Origin of the sequence: Telluria mixta, from assembly GCF_029223865.1 — a bacterium.
Taxonomy (GTDB): Bacteria; Pseudomonadota; Gammaproteobacteria; order Burkholderiales; family Burkholderiaceae_D; genus Telluria; species Telluria mixta.
In genome coordinates this window covers 5528769-5555030 of the sequence record NZ_CP119520.1, presented here as the reverse complement: position 1 = coordinate 5555030, position 26262 = coordinate 5528769, and the positions used below count along the sequence as shown (strand labels likewise).

The 26262-nt window shown below is 66.2% G+C and carries 26 protein-coding genes and 1 pseudogene; 8 read left to right on the top strand and 19 right to left on the bottom strand.

Annotated features, from left to right (window positions below; genetic code table 11):
• Positions 1-49: 49 nt before the first annotated feature.
• The 7 genes from P0M04_RS24505 to P0M04_RS24475 all read right to left on the bottom strand — a co-directional run bounded on the left by P0M04_RS24505 (position 50) and on the right by P0M04_RS24475 (position 5952).
• Positions 50-562: a putative immunity protein gene (locus P0M04_RS24505; protein ID WP_259449174.1), complete on the bottom strand. Its 513-nt coding sequence runs from the start codon at positions 560-562 to the stop codon at positions 50-52.
• Positions 563-571: 9 nt separating this feature from the next.
• Entirely contained in the window at positions 572-1183 is a 612-nt protein-coding gene (locus P0M04_RS24500) for a 2-dehydro-3-deoxy-6-phosphogalactonate aldolase (RefSeq protein ID WP_259449175.1), read from the bottom strand.
• The gene (locus P0M04_RS24495; protein WP_259449176.1) at positions 1180-2088 is read right to left on the bottom strand and encodes a 2-dehydro-3-deoxygalactonokinase; all 909 of its coding nucleotides are present in this window, start codon (positions 2086-2088) and stop codon (positions 1180-1182) included. The genes P0M04_RS24500 and P0M04_RS24495 overlap by 4 nt, the downstream gene beginning before the upstream one ends.
• A 9-nt stretch (positions 2089-2097) precedes the next feature.
• Entirely contained in the window at positions 2098-3072 is a 975-nt protein-coding gene (locus P0M04_RS24490; protein WP_259449177.1) for a LysR substrate-binding domain-containing protein, read from the bottom strand.
• 77 nt (positions 3073-3149) lie between these two features.
• On the bottom strand, positions 3150-3923 hold the full coding sequence (locus P0M04_RS24485; RefSeq protein WP_259449178.1) for an SDR family oxidoreductase: 774 nt from the start codon (positions 3921-3923) through the stop codon (positions 3150-3152).
• A 70-nt stretch (positions 3924-3993) separates the two neighbouring features.
• Positions 3994-5142, bottom strand: coding sequence for a galactonate dehydratase (gene dgoD / locus P0M04_RS24480; protein WP_259449179.1), 1149 nt, complete (start codon positions 5140-5142; stop codon positions 3994-3996).
• A gap of 81 nt (positions 5143-5223) precedes the next feature.
• Positions 5224-5952, bottom strand: a complete 729-nt coding sequence (locus P0M04_RS24475; RefSeq protein ID WP_259449180.1) for a substrate-binding periplasmic protein — start codon at positions 5950-5952, stop codon at positions 5224-5226.
• 122 nt (positions 5953-6074) lie between these two features.
• Between P0M04_RS24475 and P0M04_RS24470 the strand changes: the two genes are divergently transcribed.
• Together P0M04_RS24470 and P0M04_RS24465 are read left to right on the top strand one after the other, a co-directional pair.
• Positions 6075-6287, top strand: coding sequence for a DUF7661 family protein (locus P0M04_RS24470; protein ID WP_259449181.1), 213 nt, complete (start codon positions 6075-6077; stop codon positions 6285-6287).
• 85 nt (positions 6288-6372) lie between these two features.
• On the top strand, positions 6373-6561 hold the full coding sequence (locus P0M04_RS24465) for a hypothetical protein (RefSeq protein WP_259449182.1): 189 nt from the start codon (positions 6373-6375) through the stop codon (positions 6559-6561).
• Here the strand turns inward: P0M04_RS24465 and P0M04_RS24460 are convergent.
• From P0M04_RS24460 to P0M04_RS32930, 3 genes are read right to left on the bottom strand one after another with little or no spacing between them, the layout of a single operon-like run.
• Positions 6546-6797 (bottom strand): hypothetical protein, encoded by a 252-nt coding sequence (locus tag P0M04_RS24460; protein WP_259449183.1) that lies wholly within the window; start codon positions 6795-6797, stop codon positions 6546-6548. The two genes, P0M04_RS24465 and P0M04_RS24460, sit on opposite strands and share 16 nt — an antisense overlap.
• A 10-nt stretch (positions 6798-6807) precedes the next feature.
• A complete protein-coding gene (locus tag P0M04_RS24455) occupies positions 6808-8130 on the bottom strand; it encodes an RNA-guided endonuclease InsQ/TnpB family protein (protein ID WP_281042091.1) in 1323 nt (440 codons plus the stop codon).
• Position 8131: 1 nt separating this feature from the next.
• The gene (locus tag P0M04_RS32930) at positions 8132-8314 is read right to left on the bottom strand and encodes a MerR family transcriptional regulator (protein ID WP_371877295.1); all 183 of its coding nucleotides are present in this window, start codon (positions 8312-8314) and stop codon (positions 8132-8134) included.
• Between the two features lie 48 nt (positions 8315-8362).
• Between P0M04_RS32930 and P0M04_RS24450 the strand changes: the two are divergent.
• Positions 8363-9112 (top strand): annotated as a pseudogene (locus P0M04_RS24450) (sterol desaturase family protein); the annotation flags it as partial.
• A 4-nt stretch (positions 9113-9116) separates the two neighbouring features.
• Here the strand turns inward: P0M04_RS24450 and P0M04_RS24445 are convergent.
• The gene (locus tag P0M04_RS24445; protein WP_259449185.1) at positions 9117-10238 is read right to left on the bottom strand and encodes a PepSY-associated TM helix domain-containing protein; all 1122 of its coding nucleotides are present in this window, start codon (positions 10236-10238) and stop codon (positions 9117-9119) included.
• Between the two features lie 94 nt (positions 10239-10332).
• Between P0M04_RS24445 and P0M04_RS24440 the strand changes: the two genes are divergently transcribed.
• The 3 genes from P0M04_RS24440 (at position 10333) to P0M04_RS24430 (ending at position 14845) form a co-directional block, all read left to right on the top strand.
• Complete coding sequence (locus P0M04_RS24440; RefSeq protein WP_259449186.1) at positions 10333-12351, top strand: TonB-dependent receptor; 2019 nt, start codon at positions 10333-10335, stop codon at positions 12349-12351.
• Positions 12352-12514: 163 nt separating this feature from the next.
• On the top strand, positions 12515-13726 hold the full coding sequence (locus P0M04_RS24435; RefSeq protein ID WP_259449187.1) for a hypothetical protein: 1212 nt from the start codon (positions 12515-12517) through the stop codon (positions 13724-13726).
• A 24-nt stretch (positions 13727-13750) separates the two neighbouring features.
• Positions 13751-14845, top strand: coding sequence for an acyltransferase family protein (locus tag P0M04_RS24430; protein ID WP_259449188.1), 1095 nt, complete (start codon positions 13751-13753; stop codon positions 14843-14845).
• 59 nt (positions 14846-14904) lie between these two features.
• On the opposite strand, the gene P0M04_RS24425 is transcribed toward P0M04_RS24430, so the two are convergent.
• Entirely contained in the window at positions 14905-15303 is a 399-nt protein-coding gene (locus tag P0M04_RS24425; RefSeq protein WP_259449189.1) for a VOC family protein, read from the bottom strand.
• Between the two features lie 80 nt (positions 15304-15383).
• Here P0M04_RS24425 and P0M04_RS24420 point away from each other — a divergent pair, with 80 nt between their 5' ends.
• Positions 15384-16337: an NAD-dependent epimerase/dehydratase family protein gene (locus P0M04_RS24420; protein ID WP_259449190.1), complete on the top strand. Its 954-nt coding sequence runs from the start codon at positions 15384-15386 to the stop codon at positions 16335-16337.
• On the opposite strand, the gene P0M04_RS24415 is transcribed toward P0M04_RS24420, so the two are convergent.
• Positions 16327-16620, bottom strand: coding sequence for an H-NS histone family protein (locus P0M04_RS24415; protein ID WP_259449191.1), 294 nt, complete (start codon positions 16618-16620; stop codon positions 16327-16329). The genes P0M04_RS24420 and P0M04_RS24415 overlap by 11 nt on opposite strands.
• Before the next feature lie 226 nt (positions 16621-16846).
• Between P0M04_RS24415 and P0M04_RS24410 the strand changes: the two genes are divergently transcribed.
• Positions 16847-19477: a sensor domain-containing diguanylate cyclase gene (locus P0M04_RS24410; RefSeq protein ID WP_259449192.1), complete on the top strand. Its 2631-nt coding sequence runs from the start codon at positions 16847-16849 to the stop codon at positions 19475-19477.
• Here the strand turns inward: P0M04_RS24410 and P0M04_RS24405 are convergent, their stop codons facing one another.
• The 6 genes from P0M04_RS24405 to P0M04_RS24380 form a co-directional block, all read right to left on the bottom strand.
• The gene (locus P0M04_RS24405) at positions 19478-19765 is read right to left on the bottom strand and encodes a hypothetical protein (protein ID WP_259449193.1); all 288 of its coding nucleotides are present in this window, start codon (positions 19763-19765) and stop codon (positions 19478-19480) included.
• A complete protein-coding gene (locus P0M04_RS24400) occupies positions 19746-20036 on the bottom strand; it encodes a DUF504 domain-containing protein (RefSeq protein ID WP_259449194.1) in 291 nt (96 codons plus the stop codon). Before P0M04_RS24400 ends, P0M04_RS24405 begins: the two co-directional genes overlap by 20 nt.
• A gap of 6 nt (positions 20037-20042) precedes the next feature.
• A complete protein-coding gene (locus P0M04_RS24395) occupies positions 20043-22433 on the bottom strand; it encodes a sensor domain-containing protein (RefSeq protein WP_259449195.1) in 2391 nt (796 codons plus the stop codon).
• Positions 22434-22645: 212 nt separating this feature from the next.
• A complete protein-coding gene (locus tag P0M04_RS24390; protein WP_259449196.1) occupies positions 22646-24250 on the bottom strand; it encodes a fatty acyl-CoA reductase in 1605 nt (534 codons plus the stop codon).
• Positions 24251-24265: 15 nt separating this feature from the next.
• Positions 24266-25273, bottom strand: a complete 1008-nt coding sequence (locus P0M04_RS24385; RefSeq protein ID WP_259449197.1) for a DUF2156 domain-containing protein — start codon at positions 25271-25273, stop codon at positions 24266-24268.
• A gap of 126 nt (positions 25274-25399) precedes the next feature.
• Positions 25400-26050 (bottom strand): class I SAM-dependent methyltransferase, encoded by a 651-nt coding sequence (locus P0M04_RS24380; protein WP_259449198.1) that lies wholly within the window; start codon positions 26048-26050, stop codon positions 25400-25402.
• Positions 26051-26262 lie beyond the last annotated feature (212 nt).

The window sequence follows — 26262 nt, the reverse complement described above, 5'->3', positions numbered from 1 at the left end:
CGTACCTGCGAGAGATCGTTCATCCATTCTACCAGCGGCGCGGCGCCTGCTAGTCGAACACGTTCCAGCACAGCGCATTGCGTAGCCGCTGGTCGTCCAGCACCAGGTCGCGGATCGCGTCCGGCAACTGGGCGCGCTGCCAGTGACATTCGCGCTTGCCCGCTTCGTCCCGCTCGTGGTCCGGCGCGGCCTCGCGCGCCGCGCGGATCGCATACGCCGCCGCGCCGAGTTCGTGCGCGGCCACGTGGGCGACAGCGACGGCCTGTCCGGCCGCCAGCGCTGCCATCTTGGCGGCGCCGGACTCGTCGCGCGCAGCCGCATTCGCAATGAAGGCCGCCTGGTGGGCCTGCTTCATCGGGATCTCGCCGCGGGCCCAGGCACGCGCGAGTTCGATCGCCTGCCGCGGCCTGTCGTCGCCGGGCCGCACCTGTTCGAAATGATGCAGCACGTGCTGCGCACAGTCGGCCGCCCAGATGGCGAGCAGGTGGTGATCGGGATCCGACAATGTACCGCCGCGGCGCACCGTGATGAACCTCGGGTCACGCTCCTTCGGCAGGATCATGCGAACCTCTCAACCGCGCCAGGCGACGGCAAACGACCGCGCACGCGCGGCCAGGTCGTCCAGGGTCACGCCGGGCGTAAACAACTGGCTGCCGATGCCCGCGCCCGTCGCGCCCGCAGCCTTCCACGCCGTGATCTGTTCGGGCGTGACGCCGCCCACGGGCCACAGCGGCGTGCCGGGCGGCAGGACGGACTTCATCGCCTTCAGCCCGGCCGGGCCGATGGACTCTGCCGGGAACAGTTTCAAAGCATGGGCGCCCGCATCCAGCGCGGCGAAGGCTTCCGTGGGCGTGGCGACGCCGGGTGCGCACAGCATGCCGGCCGCGCGCGCATGCGCGATCACGGCGGGGTTGCAGTTCGGGGACACGAACAGCCGGCCGCCCGCCTGCGCGACGGCGTCGACGTCGGCAATGCTCAGCATCGTGCCGCCGCCGACGATGGCGTCGGGCGGGGCCATGTCGACGAGGATGCGGATCGCGTCCAGCGCGCCCGGCCGGTTCAGCGGCACTTCGAGCAGGCGCCAGCCGGCGTCGAACAGGACGCGTCCGACTTGCGCCGCGTCGGCGGGATCGAGGCCGCGCAGGATGGCGACGAGCGGCAGGTCGGGTAGAGCAAACGTCATGATGGGATCCGGTCGAGGAAGCGCGCCAGCGCGGCGCAATACACGCGGTCCGGATCGAGCCCGGCCAGGGTGATGCCGAAGTGGACGGCCGCGCGCGCGTAGCGGGCCCGCAGCACGGGCGAGCCGATGCAGGTCGGCGGGACGGCGCCGCCCGTCAGCCCGACCGCGGCGACGAATTCCGTTCCGACGAGCAGGCCGCTGACGAACGAGCGCGCCTGCGCGGCCGGCATGGCGCCCGAGACGACGCGGGCACGTACGCCGAACAACGCGTTCGACAGCGGCGCGCCGCGGCGGGCCGCGTCCAGGCCGGCGACGAACGCGCCGTCGTCGTCATGATCGCCCGCCATCAGCGGCGCCAGCGTGCCGTGCGCGGACACCATCGCGAACAATTCTCCCGTCATGAACGTGGCGATGCGGCGGATGACGCCGTCCGCGAGATGCACCCATTTGCTATGGGTGCCGGGCAGGACGAACCAGCCGTCGCGCCGGCCCAGCGCGACGGCACCCAGCAGCTGCGTCTCTTCGCCGCGCATCACGTCGACGTGCTCTCCCCGCTGGACATAGCCGGGAACGATGAAACAGGGACGCCCGGCGCGCGGATCGTCGACGCGGACCACGTGGTCCGGCAGCGCTTCCAGCGGCACGCCGATGTCGAGATAAGGCACTTCGCGCCAGCCCTGGGCGCTGCCGACCATGCCGGAAGCGACGGCGGGCACGTCCGGATCGACGCCCATGTCCGCCACCAGGGCGGCGAAGGAGCCCGCGAAATCGGGGCGCACGGCCAGCATGCCCTGGTCGTCGGCGCGCGTGGCGAGCGAGGCGCCGGCGGCGTCGACGAGATAGGCGCGGCGGTTGCTCGAACCCCAGTCGATGCCGAGCAGGCGGTGTGATGCGGATGAAGCCATCGCGCCAGCTTACACCGATTTGATGTACGTGACGCGCGCCGTCGGCTTGGGACGCGTGGCCGTCTCGCGCAGCGCGCCGAGCATGGCTTCCGCGGCCGGCGATAGCTGGTGATGGCGGCGCGTGATGATGCCGTAGACGTCCATGCGCAGGTTCAGTTCGTACGGCAGCACGGCCAGCAGGCCGCTGTCCAGGTACGGCTTGACGAGTTCGACGGACATCGGCGCCACCATGTCGCTGCCCAGCAGCAGCGTCGTCACGACGGGCAGCTCGGCCGTCGACACGGTCTCCGCCGGCTGCTCCAGGCCCTGCGTGAGGAACAGCGCCGCCATCCGGTCGCGCACCATGCTGCCGGCCGGCGGCACGATCCACGCCTGGCGCGCGAGCTCGGCCAGGTCCAGGCCGCGCGCGCCCAGCAGCGGGTGCCCGGCGCGCACGATCAGGCTGTGCGGCTCGTCGGTGATCGGCTCGAAATGGAATTCGTCGGCGATCGAGCCGTCGACGACGCGGCCGATGACGATGTCGAGATCGCCCGCGCGCAGCCGCTCGACGAGCTGCTTGCTGCTGCTCACCTCGATCGACACGTTAAGGCGCGCATGCCGCGTCTTGAGCAGGGTGACGGCGGCGGGCACGAGGGTCGTCGACGGCGTCAGGATCGCACCGACGGCCACGCGCCCGCGCAGGCCGGACATCAGTTCCATCACTTCCTGGTACGCGGCATCCATCTCGGCCAGCGAAGCGCCGGCGCGGCGGATGAGCACCTTGCCGTACCACGTGGGCTCCACGCCGCGCGGCAGGCGCTCGAACAAGGTGACGCCCAGCGCGTGTTCCAGCTCGCCGAGCAGTTTCGACGCAGCCGGCTGCGTGAGGTTCGCGGCCTGCGCGGCCTGCATGATCGACCCGTGCCGGCCCAGTTCGACGAGCAGGACAAGGTGGCGCGTCTTCAGGTAGGCGCGGACGAAGCGGTCGGAGCGGGGATCGGACATGGGAGTGCGGCGTAGGCCTCGAAAGTTTCCATAATGATAGTTGCCCATCCGTCCAGGGTCAAACTCCGGAATAGTACTTAGTCGTGATACACCTGGCTCCTGCCCCCGTCGACCAGCAAATCCGTCGCATTCACGAACCGCGCCTCGTCGCTGGCCAGGAACAACGCCGCGTTGGCGACGTCCTTCGGCTCGCCGATCCACCCGCACGGCAGCAGCGCGGCCTGGCGCCGCCGTTCCGCTTCCGGGTCGGGATGGCCCGCGAGCCACGCCTCGATCCGCTCCGTCAGGATCAGGCCCGGAGAGATGGAATTCACCCTGATGCCGCGCGCCGCGTACTCGACGCCCAGCGAGCGCGTGAGGCCGATCAGCCCGTGCTTCGCGACCGGGTACGGAAAACAGCCCTTGATGACCTTGTGACCATGGACCGAGGCGATGTTGACGATGCTGCCGCTGCCTGCCGCCAGCATGGACGGGAGCACGGCGCGGCATGCGTTCCACGCGCCTTCCAGGTCGAGCGCGAGGCAGCGCCGCCAGCCTTCCGCATCCAGTTCGAGCGGGTCCGCGAACACGTTGACGCCCGCGTTGTTGACGAGGATGTCGATTTGGCCGAAGCGCTCCAGCGTGCGCGCCGCCAGCCGCTCCATCGCGGCGGGCTCGGTAATGTCGGCCTGGACGAACAGGCTGCGCGCCCCGCCCAGTTCCTCGCGCAGCGCCTGCGCGGCCGCGTCGTCGACGTGGCTGTTGATGACGACGCGCGCGCCTTCGTCCACAAAACGGCGCGCGACGGCCGCGCCGATGCCCATGGTGGAGCCGGTGACGATCGCCACCTTCCCTTCGAGTCTTCCGTTCATCTCTTCCTGCCGCTTCCCTGGCCATGCATGTTTTTATATAACATGCATCCTACACCACGGATCGGCAGGTCTACCACTCCGCGACGCTGCCGTCGGCGTGGCGCCAGACCGGATTGCGCCAGTCGGGCGCCTGGCGGCTCGCCTCGATCACGCGTTCCTCGTCGATCTCCACGCCGAGGCCCGGTTTCGTCAACGGCCGGATCCAGCCGGAAGACAAGTGGAAATCCTCCTTGTTCTTCACGTAGTCCAGCAGCTCGGCGCCCTGGTTGTAATGGATGCCCATGCTCTGCTCCTGCAGCACGGCGTTGTGCGCGACGAAGTCCACCTGCAGGCAGGAGGCCAGCGCCACCGGTCCGAGCGGGCAATGCGGCGCGAACGCGATGTCGTGCGCTTCCGCCATCGCGGCGATCTTGACGCATTCCGTGATGCCGCCCGCGTGCGACAGGTCCGGCTGGACGATCGAGAGACCGCCGCGCTCGAACACGCGCTTGAAGTCGAAGCGCGAGTACATCCGCTCGCCGGCCGCCAGCGGGATCGACGTCGCGTCGGCCAACGCGCGGTAGTATTCGTCCTGCTCGGCCAGCACCGGTTCCTCGACGAACAGCGGCCGGTACGGCTCCAGCTCGCGCAGCAGCACCTTCGCCATCGGCGCGGACACGCGGCCGTGGAAGTCGACGCCGAACTCGATCTCGAACCCGAACTTCGCGCGCACCTCGGCCACGCGGGCCACGGCCTGGTCGACCTTGCGCGCGTTGTCGACGATACCCAGTTCCTCGGTGCCGTTCATCTTGAACGTGTCGAAACCGGCTTCGCGCAGCGCGGCGATGCCCGCGATCAGCTCCGCCGGACGATCGCCGCCCACCCAGCTGTACGTCTTCATGCGGTCGCGCACGAGGCCGCCCAGCAGCTCGTACACGGGCTGCCCCAGCACCTTGCCCTTGATGTCCCACAGCGCCTGGTCGACGCCGGCGATGGCGCTCATCAGGATCGGACCGCCGCGGTAAAAGCCGGCGCGGTACATCGTCTGCCACAGATCGTTGATGCGGGCCGGGTCCTTGCCGACGAGGTAGTCGGACAGTTCGTGCACCGCCGCTTCGACGGTGCGCGCGCGCCCCTCGATGACGGGTTCGCCCCAGCCGGTGACGCCTTCGTCGGTCTCGATCTTCAGCAGCATCCAGCGCGGCGGGACGCGGTAAGTGGTGAGTCGGGTGATTTTCATGGCGGCCAGTGTAGCCGCGCCCGGCCCGCCGCATGCATGCGCAATCGCTGGGGATATATATCGATACGATATAGACGCCGGTCAGGCCAGTCCGTACTGCCGGAAAATCCGCTTCTGCGTGCCGTCGGCGACGAGTTCCGCCATCGCCGCGCGCCAGCGGGCCGCGTCGCGCTCGCCGATATCGAGCGAACCCGCCAGCCAGGCGGTGGTCGACCGCACCGGCCGGCCGAGACGGAAATTCTTTTCCTCGCCCCGCATCTCGAGCGAACGGTGGATGATGGCGCGCTCGCCGAACGCGGCGTCGGCCATGCCCGCCAGCAGGAACCGGTGGACCTCGTCGATGGATGACGCCTCCACCAGTCGCTCGAAGCCCAAGTCGCGCAGGATGGCCGCCTGGGCGGCGCCCCGCAACAAGGCGATGCGCCTCTCTTTCATGTCCTGGGGGCGCTGGACGTCGAAGTCGCTGCCCTTCTGCGCCAGGAAAATGTAGTTTTCTTCGTACAGCGGGGCGAGCCAGCGGAACTGCCCCTCCCGCTCCGGCAGCCGGGTCACAGGGAAAATCGCCGTGTGCGGCGCCGTGGTCGCGACGTACAGGGCGCGCCGCCAGGGCATGAACTCGATATCCGGCGCCAGGCCGAGGCGCTTGCACAGCGCGTCCACGAGCTCGCGCAGGGCGCCCGGCTGCCTGTCGCCCGGGCTCATCACCAGGGGCGGCAGGTGCGCGGTCACGATATGCAGCGGCGCCTGCTCCGCGCGGGCGCCGCTCATTGCGCCCAGCGCCAGTACCAACACATCCCGTCTCGTGATCAACGCCGCTCCTGTTTTTTTTCAGCAGGCGCCATCGTAACGCAGGTGACGGGTAAACGGCAGCCCGGCTTGCCATACTGGCAATATGCCGCGTACACTGAAGCGCCCAGCGAAAGGAGTCGACCATGCGATTCAACATTTACGGCCGCTTCCAGGTGGACGTCCGGCGCGACAACGATGCCTGGGCCGTCTATCGGGCGGAGCTGGGCAAGCGGACGTTGTGCGAGGATGTCGTCATTCCACCGGACGTGCCGGCGGACGAGCTGGCGACGTATCTCGACGATATCTTTCATGAATATGCCGGGCACGGGGACATCGTGGAATCGATGCCCGATTGAACGCTGCGTGACAATCCGCGCCTTTTTTCGCCACCCCAGGATGCTATGCTCCGCCGGCCCAGATTGCCAGGAACGGAGCGCATTCATGAAAATTCTGACCAAACCCGCGCGCGCCGCGCTCGACGACGTGACGGACGCCGTCTCCGATACCGCCGGACTCCTGCAGCAAAGCGGCCGGCTGGAACCCGGCTACGGTCTGGCCAGCGGTGCGCTCGCGTTCTTCCTGGCCGTGCTGTGTTTCCTCGGCGTGCTGGTCTTTCATTTTCCGCAGTAACTGACGACCCCGGAGCTGCGCCAGAAATACGATCCCGACATCATCCGCTCGATCATGTTCGCGGCCATGGTGCTGTCCGGGTCGATCAGCCTGCTCAACGTGATTCTCAAGCGGCGCCGCAGCATCAACGGCATGGCGGCGGCGCTCATTCTCCTGACGCTGGCGCTGGGCGGATCGCACGTCCCCGTCGACGATTTTCCCGACCACACGCCGTACATCGGACTGGACTGGTTCATCCTCGATCTGCTATCGATTACGTGTGCAAATGTGCACAGCGTTCTCTTCCTGCCCCGAGCCGTCCTGCTGACCGTGCTCGTGCCTGACAAGCGTGACTTTCCCGCCTCCCGCCGGCGCCAGGCCGGCGGCAGTGCCACGCGTTACCGCCTGGCTCGCCTCGGGTAGCGCCGTGCGCGCCGCGAGGGCGCCGGTGGCGAGCCGTTGCAGGTTGATGGCCGCGTTCACGTCGCGGTCGTGCAGCGCGTCGCAACCGGCGCAGGTCCACGCCCGGTCGCCCAGCGCGAGTTCCCTGTTGCGGGTACCGCATCGCGAACACAGTTTGCTGGACGGGAACCAGCGGTCGGCCAGCACGATGTGCGCACCGTAGCGCCGCGACTTGTACGTCAGCTGGCGCCGGAATTCGTAAAAGCCGACATCGGCGATCGCGCGCGCCAGACGCCCGTTGGCCAGCATGCCGCGCACGTTCAGGTCTTCGATCACTACCGCTTGGTTTTCGCGGCACAGCCGGGTCGTGAGCTTATGGGTGAAATCCCGGCGCACGCGCGCGATGCGCGCCTGCAGTCGCGCCAGCGCCAGCGCGCCCTTGGTCCGGTTCTTCGATACAGGCAGGCGCGTGCCCTTGCCGATACGGCCGACGATCCCGGCCGCGGCCTTGGCCGCCTCGAGTTTTCGCGACTGTCGGCGCGAGCGGATGCGCAGGCGCCGCAGCGCCGCCTTCAACGGCCGCGGCGCCGCGATCTTCTCGCCGTTGGACAGCGTGGCTGCGCTGGTCACGCCCGAGTCGACGCCGGTGACGGCGTCACCCGTGCGACGCCGCCGGGCCAGTTGGTCCGGCACGTCGACCTGAACCGCCAGGTACCAGTGACCGGCTTCGCGCGAGACACTCGCGCCCATGATCTTGCCGCTCCAGCGCAGCGTTTCGCGCAGCGCGACGCGACCCACCTTCGGCAGCACGGCGCTGCGTCCCTCGAGCCGGAATTTGTCGTTCGCGAGGTAAAAACTCTCGGCCGAGCGGCCCTTTTTCTTGAACCGCGGTACGTGCGCCAGCTGGCCGGCGCGGCGCTGCTCGAAGTAACGCCTCCAGGCCTTCGCGAGGTTAGAGAACGGCTGGGCGTGCGCGTCGCGGTGGATGGCGCGCAGCCACGGCTTGCCGTCGGCGTCGAGCCATTCGGGATCGGAATACTTGATGCGGTTGAACGCCTTCTTGAGCGCCATCGCGTTTGGCCGCAGGCCACGGGCAGCCTGACGATTCCACTCGGCGAGCGCCCAGTTCCAGACCCGGCGGGCGGTGCCGGCCGCGCGCGCGAAATAGTCGCGCTGGGCCGCTGTCACGTTAATCCTGATCCGGTGCGCCAGCAGCATGGTCACTCTCCATGGCCGCGCGTAGCTGGCGGCGCCGGTTGCTGGCGGTGCGGGCGACTGGTACCAGCCGGCACTCGCGTTCCCACTGGTGAAGCGTCTTGACGGTAATTCCCAGCAGTCTGGCGGCCTCGCCTGCGCCTATCGTCTTTTCCATGATCACGATTGGACACGTTCAATCACGTCTAGTTCGACCAGAGTCGCACTCCTCGGTTCGACCCTGATCTTCGCCGCGATCGAGAAGATCTTCCCGCTCTATAAGGGCCAGCTGCTGTTCCGCCGCGAATGGCAGACCGATCTCGTGCACTTTGCCGTCAACCACTTCATCGTCGGCCTGGCGCTGCTGACCGTGAACTTCGCCATTCACCGTCTGTTCGGCTGGATGGCCAGCGACACGATCCAGAATACGGTGCAATCGATCCCGTTCCTGCCCCAACTGCTGCTCTGCATCCTGTGCGCGGACCTGGTGCAATACTGCACCCACCGGGCCTACCACGAGATTCCCTTCCTGTGGCGTTTCCACGCCGTGCACCATTCGGCGAAAACGATGGATTGGCTGGCCGGCTCGCGCCAGCACATGGTGGAACTGATCATCACCCGGGTGGGCGTGCTGGGCGCCCTGTACGTGCTCGGCTTCGAGAAGAACGTCATGGACGTGTACATCGTCGTGGTCGGATTCCAGGCCGTCTTCAACCACGCCAACGTGCATTTGCCGTGGGGGCCGCTGAAATACGTGATCGTCACGCCGGACTTTCACCACTGGCACCATTCGTCTGACGATGTGGCCATCGACAGGAACTATGCCGCGCATTTCGCTTTCATCGACCATATTCTCGGTACGGCCATCAAAGGCCAGACTGGCTTCCCCGAGAAATACGGCGTGGTGGGCGATTATGTACCGGACGGTTTCACCAGGCAGTTGATGTTCCCGTTCCGGTCCCGGAAAGACGACTGAACAATCAGTTTGCCGCGCTGGTCACCTGCGCACGCCCGCGTTTGCGCGCCTCCGCCCGTTTCCTCGCGAGCCTGTTCCGGACCCACATCCACCCGCCGGACAGCGAGATCAGTGCGAGCGACAGGCCGAACAGGACATTCAGCAGGCGCGTCGCCGTCCCGCCATAAACCCCGGTATGCAGCGGATAGAACCAGGCGTTGATGCGCGTGGCCAGGTTCGATTCGAGGACGTTGTCCGTCCGCAGCAGCCTGCCGTCGTACTGGTCGAAGTAGACGAACGTGCGGCCGATCTGGTGGATTTCTCCGGGCAACCGCATGCGGATCGCCACCGCGCCTTTCGGCGTCGCGGGCATCATCAGGCGCGTGATCCGTCCCTCCGGGAAGGTCGCCCCGGCCCGTTGGACCATCGTGTCGAGCGACGCGGGCGGTCCCGTGCGGGACGACGAGGCTGGCGCGGCCTGTTTTGCCCCTGCGCCGGTGAGGGCGACCAGCAACGGTTCCGTCACGACGCCCGGCAGCGCCAGCGCGGCACCCGTCGCGGCGATCACAACCAGGAACACGCCCGTCACGATGCCCGCGACTTTATGCACGTCCAGCCAGACGCGCGCGGGCCCCGCCTCCCACTTGACCGTCAATGCCTGGCGCCACCGGCCGCCCCTGGGCCACCACAGCCAGATGCCCAGGACGATGAGCAGGATGGCCGCCAGGCCGCACCAGCCGATGACCGCCCTGCCCGTCTCGCCCGACAGCAGGTTCGTGTGCAGGTCGACGAGGACGCCCATCAGCGAATCGTGCGTATCGCGCAGGCCCAGGACGTGGCCGTCGCGCGGATCGAGATAGGCGCGCATGCTGCTGCCCCGATACCAGACCTCGACCGCATCCCCCGGCGACTCGGGCAGGACGAGCATGCGCACCGGGTCCCGCGACCACGCCTGGCGCGCCCCGGCCGCGAGGCGGTCGGCGCCGGCGCCCGCGGACTGCGGCGCGACCTGGCGGAGCTCGGGGTGGGTCACCCGGTCGATCTCGCTATCGAAGGTGATGAGGGCGCCGGTCAGGCCGCTCATGAAGAGCACGCCGACGACCGCCAGCCCGACATACCGGTGCAACCACAAGATGAACCTGCGCATATTGTCCTGTTGTATCAATGAGAATCATTCTCATTATAATTGTCAGTCAGGTTTTCGTGGGGTAAGATCAGACTTTTCCTTCTATCAACATTTAATGATGTTTTATCGCAAGAAGACGGTCGTTCTCGCCATCGGACTATGTTTCGGCGTAGCGGCCAACGCACAGGACACGCCGGAAAACGCCGCAACGCCCGCAATGACGGTGGGTATCGTCACGGTGACCGGCAAGGCAACAGGTCCGCTGGCCACGCGCAATGTGCTGACGTCGGTCGACATGCTGGACGAGAGCAAGATCGCGACGCAAGCCGTCAGCCATAACTGGCAATTGTTCGGCCAACTCCCCGGCGTGATGCTGACGCAGTACGGCCAGGGCACGACGTCCGGCAAGATTTCGATCCGGGGCTTTACGGGCGAAGGCGAGATCAACGCCGTCAAGCTGTTGATCGACGGGATCCCCAGCAACAGCAACGACGGCATGATGCCCTACCTCGACCTGGCGCCGCTGCTGGACATCCGCACCGTCGAGCTCGTCCGCGGCACGAACGATCCGCGCTACGGCTTGCACAACATCGCCGGCAACGCGAACATCGTGACGAAAATCGGCGGCAATTATGGGGCAGCCCGCCTCGGCTACGGCAGCTTCGACACGCGTGATGCGCAGGCGGCCCTCGGCATCGACCGCAACGGCTTTTCCCAGAACTACGCGGCAAGCTGGCAACAAACGGATGGCTACCGCGCCCACTCGGATGCGGACAAGGCCAGCTTTTCGGGCAAATGGTTTTATTCGCCCGACAACGGCACGAGCCGCTACGGCCTGATCGTGCGGCACCATGAAACCCGCGCCGACGAACCGGGCTTCCTGACGGCTGCGCAGGCCCGCGCGGACTGGGAACAGTCGATGCCGCACAACGCCACCGACCGCGGCACCCGCCGGATGGACCAGGTGGCCCTGCAGGCCGAAACGGCGTTCGGCAGCCGGCTGTTCTGGACCGCGCAGGTCTACCACAATGCGCTGGACGACCACCGCTACGTGACTTTCTCGGCCGAGGTGCGCCAGCAGGAACGCACGATAGCGGAAAACCACACGGGCGCCTCCACGACGTTGACGTGGCGTCCCACCAGCCAGTTGCGTGTCGTCGGCGGCCTCGACACGGAGCGCCAGGACAACGCCAGCCAGCGCTGGTTCACCGCGAACGAGGTGAGGCAATCCCAGACCCGCGACCAGCAGTTCGACCTGAACACCGCCGGCGGCTTCGTCCAGGCGATCTACAAGCCGGTGGCGAATCTGACCATCACCCCGGCGCTGCGCGTCGACAGGCTGACCGGCAGCTATACGAACCTGCTGAGCGGCCGCGTCTACGGCATCAACGACTATGGCCTGATCCGGCAACCGAAGCTGTCCGCGGTGTACCAGGTCAATGACGCCTATGCCGTCTACGGGAACTTCGGCCGCACGTTCCAGATCGGGATCGGCACCGCCACCTACAAGGTCAACCAGACGAGCGACCTGGCACCGTCGATCAACGATGGCTGGGAGACCGGCGTCAAATTCCGGCCCGCGCACGGCGTCGAAGGCCGTATCGCGGTGTGGCAGCAATATGCGTCGAACGAGGCGCGGCGCAAGATGAACGACCCGGCCAACGACGCCGAGAACATCGGCGAGACACGGCGCCGCGGCGTGGACCTGCAACTGAACGTGCAACCGACGTCGCAGCTGGGATTCTGGCTGGGCGCCGCCGTGCAGCGCGCGCGCATCGTCAAGGCCGACGCCGGATCGATCGCCACGCAGGGCCACGAGATCGACCACACGCCGCACCTGCTGTACAACGTGGGGGCGGATTATCACGTCAGCGACGCGCTGCGGCTGTCCGCCTCGATCAACGGCCAGGGCAGCTATTTCCTGGACCGGACCAACACCACCGGCAAGTTCGGCGCGTACTCGCTCGTGAACGTGTCGGCCGCCTACAGCCTCGGGAAGAACCTGGATGTGGAACTCCAGGTCCGCAACCTGGCGGACCGCTACTACGAGTATGTGTGGCACGACGGTACGCAGTCGCTGCACGCACCCGGCAGTCCGCGCAACATCAGCCTGATGCTGACCAGCCGTTTCTAGTTGAGTCATATCAAACGAGCTTCAGCATCGTAGCGCATGCTTGACCAGTGCACCAATCACCCCGTCCCTTGGACGGGGACAAGCGGCAAATTTACACAAGGCAAAACTCGACCCGCTTCGTTGATTCGGCACGCTTATTCATATCGGAAATCTTGGTCCAGACATGAAGAACAAGCGACATCTGCCGGGTTTCTCGATCCTGTCCTTTCTGGCGTTCTTCGTAACGCTGTTCCTTTTATTCACGCCTTTTGAAGAGTCGGGCAGCCGCGCCACGATGCTTCCCAAGTATCTCGCGGCCGGTGCCTCGATGGTGGCCATGTCTCCGTTGCTTTTCCTTGGAAAAATCCGGCTGAAGTTCGCTTCCCTCCTCGTGGCGACACTCCTGTTCACCCTGGTTTTTCACGGGGTCATCGTGAAACCGGTGCCACCGCAATTCGTGCTCCTGATCGCCGCCAACCTGTCCTTGGCCATCGCAATATTCGAGGCACGATTTTCCTACAGAAAGGAATTCGAGGCGGCGGTCGCATGCCTGATCGGGCTGAACGTGCTGACGTTGACCATCCAGGTGATTCTGTACTATTTCGTCACGCATTCGATCTTCGACGTTCATAAAATCGTGTTTGGAGCGGAGAGCCGCGTCACGGAGGAATACTTCAACATCGCCCGGTTTGCCGGTCTTCATGTGGAGCCCGGCACTTACACCAACTATGTATCCTGCATGCTGGCCATCTATGCATTTTCCGCGGAGTTCAGCAAAAAAGTCATTATCCTGGGGGTCGCAACCATTATTTCCGTGTTGATGACGCATGCCGCATCGTCGATTTTTTTCGTTTCCGTACTGCTACTCCTGCTCGGGTGGCTGTGGCGAAAACGGATAGGATTTCTCGAGATTCTCCTCGCACTGTCCGTCGTCCTGTTTTATATTTACGCATCGAATTTCATCGACCACCTGATGACCCGATTTGGCGGCAACGATCCCAGCTTGTCATTCAAAATGCTGGGCATAAACACGTACCTGAATGCCGGCGTGGAAGAAAAATTCATCGGGTTCGGCTATGGAACGGATCCTTGCATCGGATGCCACTATCAGGACATCGGCGTCATCCTGAATCTTGTCAGTCGCGGCGGCATTATCGTGACATTGCCGTTGGCGCTCATATTGCTGCGCATATTTGCACTGCATGGAATCATCCTGGCGACAATCATTGTTTTGCTGCCGGCATATTGCATCATGTATTTCTACGAGGCGCCGATTTGGATATTTCTCCTGTTTGCGATCTCGAACAGAAAGATGTTGGACAAGCGCGCACAACCCAGCGTACGAAGTACGACCTCGGGGGCCATACGACCTGCAGGCATGGTCGCGCCCCATTGAGTCCACTGCCTGGATCTGTACACCATGACACGCACCAGAGTCAACGAAATCGATCTGCTCCGATTTTTAGCGGCGGTCTCCGTCGTCTTCTTTCACTACGCCTTCCGGGGCCACGCTGGCGGGTATTCGGCGATGCCATACCCGCTTCTCGCTCCCGTCGCCAAGTATGGATTCCTTGGGGTCGAACTGTTTTTCATGATCAGCGGGTTCGTCGTCCTGATGACTGCGGCCGCCAGCGCGCGGCTGCGCGACTTTTGCATCTCCCGCTTCGTTCGGCTCTACCCCGCATTCTGGACGTGCTGTACCATCACCTACCTGGCCGGCATCTTATTGGCCGCGGCGCAGAACGTCACGTTCAGTCAATACGTCGTCAACATGACGATGGTCCCCGGCCTTTTCAGGGTTCCGTTGCTCGAAGGAGCTTACTGGTCGTTATTGGTGGAAATTCGATTTTATGCACTTGTGGCTGCGCTGCTGATCATCGGAAAAATTCACCAGGTCCAGCACTATCTCGTCATGTGGCTGCTGGCATCCATCGCTCTCGAAGTCCTCGCATTTTTCTCAGGCGTCTGGATACCGGAAAGAGCGTTGCATTACATCCACTCACTCCTGATCATCGATTACGCGGCGTATTTCATTGCCGGTGCAACCTGCTTTCTGATATGGGAGAAGGGTGCCGCGATGAGCAGGCTGACCGTACTCGCCGCATCCTGGGGACTCGCCATGTTCCAGTCCGACGATATCGTTCGCAAAGTCCTCGCTGACAATGCCATGTCGACCTTGAACGGCGGTATCGTTATCGCGATCCTGACCCTATTTTTCCTGGGGATGTTGCTGATCGCATTAGGGCGGACAGGCTCGATCGCACGCTATCGCTGGCCGTTGGCCGGGGCGATCAGCTATCCGTTGTATCTGCTTCACGAGAATATTGGCTATCTCGTCTTTAATCATTTCTACCCGACCGTGAACGCCCACCTGCTTTTCTGGAGCATGATCGCCGCCGTTATTGGTGTCGCGTATGGCGTGCACGTTCTTGTCGAACGGCGGTTTGCCTCACGGTTGAAGACCTGCCTGATGGGAGCGCTGACGAGCCGTCCGAGCGCGCCTCAGAATATGTGAACCGGTACGATGACAGACCGGCAGCGCTTTGCGCGCGCCCTGCCGGCCGTTCGGCTGCATTACGCCTGCGGCGCCATCCAGACCAGGTTCCACAGATGGCCGTCCAGGTCTTCGAACCCCTGGTCGTACATGAAACCGTGATCCTCGGGCGGGTGCGGAATCCGCGCACCCGCCGCTTGTGCCCTCGCGATCAGACTGTCGACCTCTTCCCGGCTCTCGCAGCTCAGGCAGATGACCACCTCGTTGGCCTCGCGCGCCTGCACGACCGGCTTGTTGATGAGGGATTTGAAAAACCCTTCCGTCATCAGCATGACGTGCAGGGTGTCGCCCACGACGTTCATGAACAGCGCGTTCTCGCTGCTGAAGCGCGGATTCACGGAAAAGCCCAGCGCGGCAAAGAAGGCCTTCGAACGTTCCAGGTCCCGCACCGGCAGGTTGAAGATGATTTGCTTGTTCATGATGTCCTCTTGTCATAATGTTGGCTGGAAGGGTGCTACACCCTGACGACGAACGACATCCCACGACATCGACATCGAACATGCGAATTCTTTTGACCGGTTCTTCCGGCTGGCTCGGCCGCTATCTCTCCCCCTTGCTGCGGCAGGCCGGGCACGAGCCCGTCGGCCTCGACGTGGCGCCCGGCCCGCACACCGACGCGGTCGGCAGCGTCGCCGACGCGTCCCTGGTCCGGCGCCTGTTCGCCGACTATCGCTTCGACGGCGTGATCCACGCGGCCGCGCTGCACAAGCCCGATATCGCGCGCTATCCGCGCCAGACGTTCGTCGACGTGAACGTCGCCGGGACCCTCAACCTGCTGGAGGCGGCGGTGGAATACGGCGCGAGCCGGTTCGTCTTCACGTCGACCACGTCGCTGATGATCACGCAGGCGATCCGCGCCGAGACGGCACCCGCCGCCGTCTGGCTGGACGAGACGAGCGGACCGCTGCGGCCGCGCAACATCTATGGGGTGACCAAGCGCACGGCCGAGGAGCTGGCGCGCCTGTTCCACGCCGACCACGGCCTGCCCGTAGTCGTGCTGCGGACGGCCCGGTTCTTCCCCGAGAACGATGACACGCACGACGCGCTCGCGGGCGAAAACATGAAGGCCAACGAATTCCTGCACCGGCGCCTGACCGTCGAGGACTGCGCGCTGGCGCACCTGGCCGCGCTGGAGAAGGCGCCGGACATCGGCTTCGGCCTGTACATCGTGTCCGCGCCGCCGCCGTTCGACCGTACCGACGCGGCCGCGCTCAGGACGGATGCGCCGGCGGTGATCGCACGGTACTTCCCGGACGCGGCGGACCTGTATGCGGCGCGGGGCTGGACCCTGCCGGCGACCATCGGCCGGGTGTACGACGCGGCCGCCATCGAGCGCGACCTGGGTTTCAGGTGCCGGACCGACTTCGCAGCGGTCCTTGCCGCCCTGCGCGACGCGCGGCCGCTCCCGTTCGCGCACGATCCGAACTACACGTCGCCGCTGCTCAGATCTTGAAATCGTCCAGCGACCGCCCGCTGGCCAATGCCTCCGCGATCCAGCGCGGCTGGCGCCCGCGGCCCGTCCATGTCTGGCCGTTGTCGGCCGGGTTGCGGTAGCGCGGCGCCGCTGTCTTGACGAGGGCGTCGAGCGGGATGCCCGCGTCGGCCGCCAGCGCGTGGATGCGCTCGCGCGCCCGGTCGCGCTCGTCGCGGGCGCGGCGCTTGATCTCCTGCTCGATATCGAACAGTAAACCTTTCAGTTCGGCGAGGTCATAGCCGTTGAGATCGATCGGCGCCATGGGTGACACATCCTTTGCCTGGAAGGGAATGAACGCCACCATTCTACTATGCCGGGGACGCACTGATATGTGAACTGCAACGTAGTCGGCGCGCCACATTCCACAAAAGTGAAACTTTCCGTGAGGAATTTAGTGTTACCATTCCTTTCGGACTCACGCCCCAGCTCATGGCGACGTCCATCCTTGCGGCCCCTGCCTCGCCGCCGTTCACGCCACCGGACGGCCCATGCTGATGACCAAGACGATCTCGGAAACTTCTCGCCTCGCGGCATTGACCGCGCTCGACCTGCTGGATACCCGGCCGGAGCCCCGCTTCGACCGCTTCACGCGCCTGGCCGCGATGACCTTCGGCGTCCCCATCGCGCTCATCACGCTGCTGGACGACAAGCGCCAGTGGTTCAAGTCGCGCTGCGGGCTGGACGTGGAACAGACGGCCCGCTCCGTCGCCTTCTGCAGCCACACCGTGGCACAGGCCGAGATGCTCGTCGTCGAGGATGCGGCTGAGGATCCCCGTTTTGCCGACAGTCCGCTCGTCAAGGGCGAGCCGCACATCCGCTTCTACGCGGGCCAGCCGCTGTTCTGCGACGGCCATGCCGTGGGCACCCTGTGCATCGTCGACCGCAACCCGCGCCGTTTCGACGACCAGCAGCGCCAGTGTCTGCGCGACCTGGCCGACCTCGTCGCGGTGGAGCTGAACCAGGCCCGCGTCACGACGGCGCGCGTGATGGCCGAACAGGCCCTCAAGTCGCTCAATGCCGAACTCGAACAACGCGTGGCCCAGCGCACCGCCGAACTGGAAGCCCGCCTCGCCGAACTGCGCGACGCTGAAAGCTGGAACCGCACGATCGTCGCGACGTCGTACAGCGCGTTCGTCGGCGCCGACCCCGAGGGCCGGATCACGGAATGGAACCCGGCCGCGGAACGCATCTTCGGCTGGAACCGCGCCGAGGCACTCGGCCGTTCCCTGGAGGAGCTGATCGTGCCCGAGGAACTGCGCGCGGCGCACGCGGCGGGCATGCGCCGCTTCATGCAGACGGGCTCCAGCACGGTCGTCGACAAGCAGATCGAGCTGCCGGCGCTCACCGCGAGCGGCCGCCGCATCGCCATCGAGATGAAAGTCGGCGCCTACGAATGGCAGGGCCGGCGCTGCATCGGCGCGTTCATCGACGACGTCTCCGAGCGCAACCGCACGCGCCAGCAACTCGAGGAGAAGCAGGAGTTGCTGGACGCCGTGCTGGAATCGATCGACGTCGCCGTCGTCGCCTGCGATGCGGAGGGCAACCTCACGTTGTTCAACAAGAAGGCCCGCAAGTTGCACGGCCTGGATCGCGCCTGCGTCAAGACCGCCGACTGGCCCACATATTACGCCTTGTACGAGGCGGACGGCCACACGCCGCTGGCGGCGGACGAAGTGCCGCTGGCGCGCGTGCTGCGGGGCGAAGTGGTACGCGAACAGGCGATGGCCGTCGCGCCGCCGGGCCGCCCCGCCGTCACGCTGCTGGCGAGCGGCCGCCCGCTGAAGAGCGCCAGCGGCCGCATGCTCGGCGCCGTGGTCGCGATGACCGACATTACGGAACGCAACGCCGCGCGCGAGCAGCTGGAAGCGAGCGAACGCCGGCTGCGCGCCGTCACGGAAAACCTGCCGGCGCTGATCGGCAAGGTCAACGCGGCCGGCAAGTTCGTGTTCCTGAACGGCCGCGCGATCCAGTTCTACGGCAAGCCGGCCGAAGCCCTGATCGGCCACGACGTGCGCGACGCTTATTCGGAACAGGACTACGCCAAGCTCGAACCGCACCTGCGCCGCGTCCACGGGGGCGAACGCAGCACGTTCGAGGACGTCATCGATGTCAACGGGCGCCAGTTGCACTACCAGTGCGCGTTTGTGCCGCAGCGCGCGCTGGACGGCACGCCGGACGGCTACTACGCGATGGCGTTCGACATGACCGCCCGCAAGCTCTCCGAACTGCGCCAGGCCGAGAGCGAGGAGCGGCTGCGCACCATCACCGACAACGTGCCGGTGCTGATCGCCCACCTGGACGCCGACCGCCGCTACGCGTTCGCCAACGCCGTCCACGCGTCGTGGCTGGGCGTGCCGCCGGAGCAGATCCTCGGCCTCACCGTCGAGGAAGCGTTCGGCCCGGCCTTTTATGCGCCGCAAGCCAAGGCGCTGGAGCAGGCCTGGCTCGGCAACGCATCGCAGTGCGAACACGAGATCGTGCGCAAGAACCACACGCGTATCGCCCACTCGACGTTCCTGCCGCAGCTGCGCGACGGCCGCGTGGTCGGCGTGTACATCCTGACGACGGACGCCACCGCCTCGCGCATGCACGAGCGCAGCCTGCACGCGCTGGCGCACACGGACCCGCTCACGCAGCTGCCGAACCGGCGCCGCTTCGAACAGGCGCTGGAAGGCGCCGCCAGGCGCTCGCGCCAGGGCGACCGCGATTGCGCGCTGCTGTACCTGGACGTGGACTTCTTCAAGCAGATCAACGACCGCTACGGCCACGCGACCGGCGACGACGTGCTCGTGGAATTCGCGCGCCGGCTGCGCACCAGCGTGCGCTCGACCGACCTGGTGGCCCGGCTGGCCGGCGACGAATTCACGGTGCTGCTGCACGACGTGCGCAGCGAAGCGGACGCCGAACGCGTCGCCCGCAAGATCCTGGACGCGATTGCGCAACCGTTCGTGCTCGCCGGGCGTACGTTGAAAGTCGGGACGACGATCGGCGTCGGCCTCGCGGCCGGCGGCAGCGTCGACCCGCGCGCGCTGATGGAAACGGCCGACCGCGCGCTGTATGCGGCCAAGGAAGCCGGGCGCCACACGTACGCCGTGCTGCACACGGGCGAATACGCCTGATCAGTGGAGAATGCCGACCGCGAGTTCGGCCCACACCAGCAGCAGACCGAGCGCAAGCAGCGCGCCGAGCAGCAGGCGGCCGGGCTGGCGCGCGATGCGCCGCTTCGCCACCACATAAGCGAGGCCCGTCCCGGCCAGCAGCGCGCCGCCGGCCAGGAAGTCGCCGGCGCCCCAGTTCACCTCGTCCGTGAACCGCATCGCCACGGCCGGCACGAGCAGGATCGCCAGCGTGGCCAGCAGCACCCGCCGCACGTCCGTGCGAACGGCGTCAACGTCCGTCGTCTTCATCTTCGACCTCCTCCCCGCCCACGTGGCGGCGCCAGATGACTTTGCCGTCGCGCAGCACTTCGCGCACGCGGTGGTATGGAATCATGCGCGCGACGCCGTCCGCGCCGATGATGTCGAACGAGAATCCCCGTCCTTCCGCCAGCACGATCCGCTCGAACGGAATGCGCACCGTCCGTCCGCGCACGCGGTCGCGGTAGCCGATGACGAAACCGCCCGTGCCGAAGCCGGGATCCCAGACGATGCGGTGCAGGATATCCTGGATGGGCACCATCGGCATCTACATCGGCAGGCGCGCGTCGCGTCGCAGCATCTCCTGCAGCCCGTCCTGCGCCAGGGCCGGGCTGAAGTAATAGCCCTGCATCTGGTCGCAATCGTGGTCGCGCAGGAACGTCAGCTGCTCGATCGTCTCGACGCCTTCCGCGATCACCTGCAGCTTGAGGTTGTGGCCGAGGGCGATGATGGCGCGCGTGATGACTTCGTGGCCGTCGTCCGGATCGGACACCCCGCCGAGGAAGGACCGGTCGATCTTGATGCAGTCGACGGGGAATTTCTGCAGGTGGCTGAGGCTCGAATAACCGGTCCCGAAATCGTCGATCGACAGCCGCACGCCCAGCAGTTTCAACTGGGCCAGCGCTTCGCGCGCCTCTTCCGGGTGGTCCATCAGCTGGCTCTCCGTCACTTCCAGCTCGAGCCGGCGCGCCGGGACGCCATGGCGGGCCAGCGTCTCCGCCAGCCGGTTCACGAAGCGGCGCTGCCGCAGTTGCCGCGCGGACAGGTTCACCGCAATCACGAAATCCTCGATGCCCACCGCCGCGAGCGTGCGCAGCGTCGCGCAGGCCTCGTCGAGCACCCAGTCGCCCAGCGGCACGATCAGGCCCGTCTGCTCCGCGACCGGAATGAAGACGTCCGGCGCGATGATGCCGTCGACCGGATGCTGCCAGCGCACGAGCGCCTCGGCGCCCACGACCTTCCCGGTGCGCAGGTCGACCTTCGGCTGGTAGCCGAGCACGAGCTCGCGGTTGCGGATCGCGCGGCTCAGGCTCGCTTCCAGCAGCAGGTGCTGGTGCACGACCTGGTTCAGCTCCTCCGAGTAGAACTGCACATTGTTGCGGCCGAGCGTCTTGGCGTGGTACATCGCGGCGTCGGCCGCGCGCATGACCTGGTCGACGGTCCGCCCGTCCTGCGGAAACAGGCTGACGCCGATGCTCGTGCCGGGCAGGATCTCCTTGCCATCGACGACAATGGGCGCCGACACGCTCTGGCGGATCCGCTCGACGAGGCAGGCCAGCTGGGTCACGTCGGACTGTTCGGCGATCACGAGGACGAATTCGTCGCCGCCGAGGCGCGCCACCGTGTCTTCCTCGCGCATGCTGTCGCGCAGGCGGGCCGCGATCTCGCGCAGGACCGCATCGCCGGCATCGTGGCCGAACGTGTCGTTGATGTGCTTGAAATTGTCGAGGTCCAGGAACGCGAGCGCCCCCTGCCGCCGGTGCCCGGCCGCCGCGTCGATCGCGGCCTTGAGGCGTTCCAGCAGCAACGTGCGGTTGGCGAGGCCGGTCAGCGCGTCGTGGTGGGCCAGGTGCTGCAGCCGGCGCTCGTAATGCCGCGCCTCGGTGATGTCGTTGATGACGCCGACGAAGTGCGTCACGTCGCCTTCGATGCTGGTGACGGGATCGATGCGCAGGTCGTTCCAGAAGATCTCGCCGTTCTTGCGCCGGTTGCGCAGGACGGCGCGCACGCTCTGCCGGGCCGCGACCGCGTCGTGGATGCGGTGCTGCTCGTGCAGGTCGCAATCGTCCACGCGCATGAAGCGCGGATTGCGGCCCTTCACCTCGGCCAGCGTATAACCCGTGATCTGCTCGAACGCGGGATTCACGTACTCGATCACGTTGTCGGCGCCCTCCGCGCAGCACGTGATCAGGATCGCGTTCACACTCGCATACATCGCCCGCTCGCGCACGCGCAGGCCGCGCTCGGCCTCCTTGCGCGCACTGATGTCCAGGCCGGTTCCGAACACGACCGGCAGGCTGCCGAGGCTCGCCCTCGCGCAGTGGAACAGGAACGGCGTGCGCTTGCCGTGCCTGCCCACGAGCTCCGCTTCGTGCGTCGACGAACCGCGTTCGAACGCTTCCAGTATCTTGTCGACGATCTTCTCCTGCTCCCGCCCGTCGAAAAAGTGCTTGACGTTAAGCGTCGGCAACTCCTCGCTCGCCATCTCGAGCGCGTCTTCCAGCTGGTGGTTCCACAACAGCAAATGCCCGCTCTGGTCGATGACGTAGAACACGCACGGCAATTCCTCGATGATGTCGGCGATGGGCAGGTCCTGGATCAATGCATAACGGGTCGGCGCCAGGCCGGTGCGGGGCACGACGATGACGCTGAAGCCGCCGGGGTTGTCCGGATCGAGCGACTGCGGGGCCACCGTCACCCGCACCGGCACGCGGTGCCCGTCCGCACAGATCAGGTCGCCCGTCGAGTCCTCGTTGACGCGTTCGCCGACCCAGCTCACGTTGGCGGCATCGTCGAAGGCGATGATCTTGTCGAGGCTGCAGTTGCGGATATCGGCCGCGCCATAGCCCGCCAGCTTCTCGCAGGCGCGGTTCCAGCTCGTGATGGTCCCTGTCGCATCGACGACGAATACCGCGAGGGGTAAAGGCGAAAGGTTCACGACCTCCTCCAGAGAACCGGCCGGGGACGCTTGTGCGTTGCGTCCCTTGGGCAAACATCATAGCGCAGACACGCCGGACAGGGCGCCATATTTACATCGAATAGCGCTGCCCCTCCCGCGTGCTGGTGGCGGGGTTGGTGTGGTGGGTCTGGGCACATGTCGGTTAGTTGCAGATTTTCCGGACAAGCCGGTCCGGCTTGCCGCACTGTCCGTCAGTGCGAGGCCGTGGCCGGGACCGCCAGCGTTTCCGCGCCCTCGTCCACCGGGGCCGCCGCCACCGCAGCGGCGGTCGCAGGCTCCTCGGGCACCGCATCCTTCCGCCGCAGCGCATACCGGTTCAGTCCTGCCATGTGCACGCGGCACAGGTAATCTTCCCAGTCGACGAGGCGCGCATCCACCGGATACAGCTGCCGCGCCTCTTCCCCGAAGCGCGCGGCCAGCGCCAGCAGGCCGGCGTTGTGGAAGCGGTAGCGCGGGTGCGCGTAGAAGGCGAAGGTCAGCGCCAGGAGGCGCGTGGTACGCAGCTTCTCCAGCGCGCGCGTGGCGCCGGGCGCGCCCACGAGGCGGCGCAGGCCGTTCCACGCGGTCGCGCCGATGCCGAACGCGCCCATGAAAAAGCGAAAAGTCCCCTCGCCGACCGTGCGGAAATCGTGCTTCGGCTCCGCATGGAACAGGCGCTCGTACTTGCGCCAGTTGCGCTTGGATTCCGCCTGCAGCAGCCGGATCAGCTCACCCAGCGCGAGCGGATTCGTCGAACCGCTGCAGCACTGGTAGATGCGCCGGTCCGGCGCGGCCGACAGCGCCTCCGCGCCCGCCAGCACGATGGCGTTGGCCACGAGGTCGACGGGGATGACGTCGATGATGCCTTCGCGCCGCGCGGGGAAGAAGCTCGTCTTGCCGCGCGCATAGGCCAGGATGACGGCGTCCGCCACCTTCACGCCCTCGATCCAGCCGGGCGCCGGTTCGCGCAGCGTGCTTTCGATGATGGCAGGCCTCACGATCGTCAGGGCGCGCCCGTGCATGGCGCGCAGCGCGACCTGCTCGCCGAGCCACTTGGTGAACGTATAGGTGTCGTTCCAGCCGTGGCGCTGGGCCTCCCGGATGCCGAGGTCCGTCAGGCGCCGGCGCAGCCGTTCCGGATCCGCACCGCCGGCTTTCGCCCGCACGCGCTCGATCCTGCGCTGCAACGACGCGATCAGCGCGTCGACGTCGTACCAGCCGTCGCGATGGCACGGGATCGCGCCGCGCGCGCTGCCCGCGGGCGCCACGACCTGTTCGCGCATCTCGCCGCGGTTGTAGCCGTTCACATAGCACGTCGACACGTGCACGAGCGGCGCGTTCGCCACCCGCGCGAACGCCGTCACGTGGCGCAGGCTCAGCGTGTTGATGGCCAGCGCCTCGTCGAGCGGTTCGCGGAAGTCGACGCTGGCGGCCGCGTTCACGACCACGTCCACGTCGCGCGCCAGCTCGGCGAAGCGCGCGGGCGCGAGGCCGAAGCCCGGCGCCGTGATCTCGCCCGTCACGCATTCCACGCGTTCGGCGAGAAACCGTTCCAGCCAGGCGGGACGCACGGCGCGCAGGTGGTCGAAGACGGACGATGCCGCGACCTCGCGCTCGAAGCGCGCGCGGGCGTCGCCGTTGCCGCCGGCGCGGATCAGCAGGACGATGCGTCCGATGTCGGGCACGGTGCGGATCAGCTTTTCCAGCAGGACCTTCGCGACGAAGCCCGTCGCGCCCGTGAGCAGGATGCGCTTGCCGGCGAAGGCGTCGCGCACGTCGGGCAGCGCGGCGGCTGCCTCGTTGATGGTGGTCGTCATGTGGGTCTCCGTGGCCTAGATGATCCGCGTCAGGCGGAACATGGCCGTCATGGCGAGGGCCGGCAACGCGTTCCGGTGGCAGCAATACGTCTTTTCGACCTGCCCCTGGAAGCGCGACTTGGCGAATTCCAGCCCTTTGAAGTTGTAGAGGAAATCCATCCGCTCGCGGATCACGGACAGGGTCGCGCGCAGCAGCCGCGATTCCTGCGGCTCGATCCCGTCGGACAGCATCAGCGGCGTCAGGCCCAGGTCCACGCACGGCACGCCTTCTTCCTGGAAGCGCGCGATCGCGTAGGCCATCAGCGCGTACCACAGGCCCTGGCGGAAGTTCGCGGACGAGCGCGAGATGTTCGGCACGTAGCCGACCAGCCGGCCGTCGCGGTACAGCGGATCGAAGAACACGAAGCCGACGGCTTCCTCATCCCGGTACGCGTAAAAGTAGCGCGTGCCTTCGCGGTAGTCGACGATCATCGGCCGGATCAGGAAGCGGATCTCGTTGTTCTTGCAGCGGCGCGTGCGGATCCACGCGTCGGAGATGCGGCGCACGTCGTGGTCGAAGCCGCCCTCGCGGATCTCGATGCCGTCCGCGCGGGCCGCATTGATCGCCGTGCGGATGACCTGCTTGCGCGCGCCGCGCAGCGAGAACGTGGCGAGGTCCAGGCGCGACTCGCTGCCGAACTGCGTGCCGTAATAGCCGTGGCGGGCATGTAGGTGGTCGACGACGCCCTTGCCCACCTGGACGAAGACGGCGTCGGGATAGCGGTCGACGAACGCGGTGAGCATCGCGTCGCGCAGGTGCGGCGGGCACACGGGCTCTCCCAGCGCGAAGCGCATGCCCCAGTACTTCGCGAAGGCGATATAACCGACGCCGGGCACTTCGAAATACGACATCCCCGGCTGCATGGTGCAGAACGACAGCGCGTGGCCGCCGTATTGCCGCAGGACGGCGGCACGCCTGGCCGTATCGTGATGGGACAGGTCGGCGGCGATGCGCCGCTCGAGCGCGACTGCGTGTTGGCTCATGTGGGCTCCGGTTGGATTCGATGGGCGTGCAGTACCGTCATTCCCGCGCAGGCGGGAATCCATGCCGAGTCTCCCTGGTCAGCTCAGTATGGGTTCCCGCTTCCGCGGGAACGACGCCTCACGGTCTCAGGCCGGCTTCTGGCCGATGACCGACCAATAGCAGTCGAGCAGCAGCAGCTTGTAGTGCTTCTGTTCGCTGACCTGCAGGCCGAACTTTCTCATCCACTCCGGATAGTTGTAGATGTTGTGGAAGGCGTTCCCGGCGAATAGCCAGAAGAAGCCGACGGCCCCGTACCAGTACAGGGTCTTGGCGACGCGGCTGAACACGTTCCCGGTCGGGAACGAGAAATCGCCGACGACGATGTGGGCGCCCGGGCGCCCCAGGCGGATCAGGTGTGCGAGCACGCGCAGCATCATGTCCTGCTCGAACACGTTCAGGAAGAAGTTCGCGACGACCATGTCGTACTGTTCGAATTCCTCGACCAGCATGATGTCGCTGTGCACCTGGCGGATGCGCACGTCGACGATGCCTTCGCGTTCCAGATTGGCCTGGAATTTCTTCAGCATGGTGGCCGACAGGTCGACCACCGTGACCTCGGCGCCGAGCCGCGCCGCGTGGACCGCATCCCGGCCGTGGCCTACGCCGGCGAACAGCACCTTGTCGCCCGGACGCAGCTTGTCCAGCATCGCGACCTTGCAGCGGTGGATCGATTTGCCGCTGTAGAAAGCGCTGAGCCAGTCGTAGATCGGCCCTACGAGCTTGTACTTGTCTCTCATGTTTGCCCTTCCGGTCTTTCCGACCTATATAGGTGTCTCCTCTGCCTCCGTCCACGTTGCATGAACGTCAAGCACCATTAGAGTAATTGAAAGCCCGTGCATTCCACGGCCCGGCGCCTTGTCCTTGCGAGCCAAAACACTGGCTTTGCGGGTCATGGGCGTAAAGACCATCGCTCAACCCGCTGATTGAATGGCGCCCGCGGCCGCCCGTA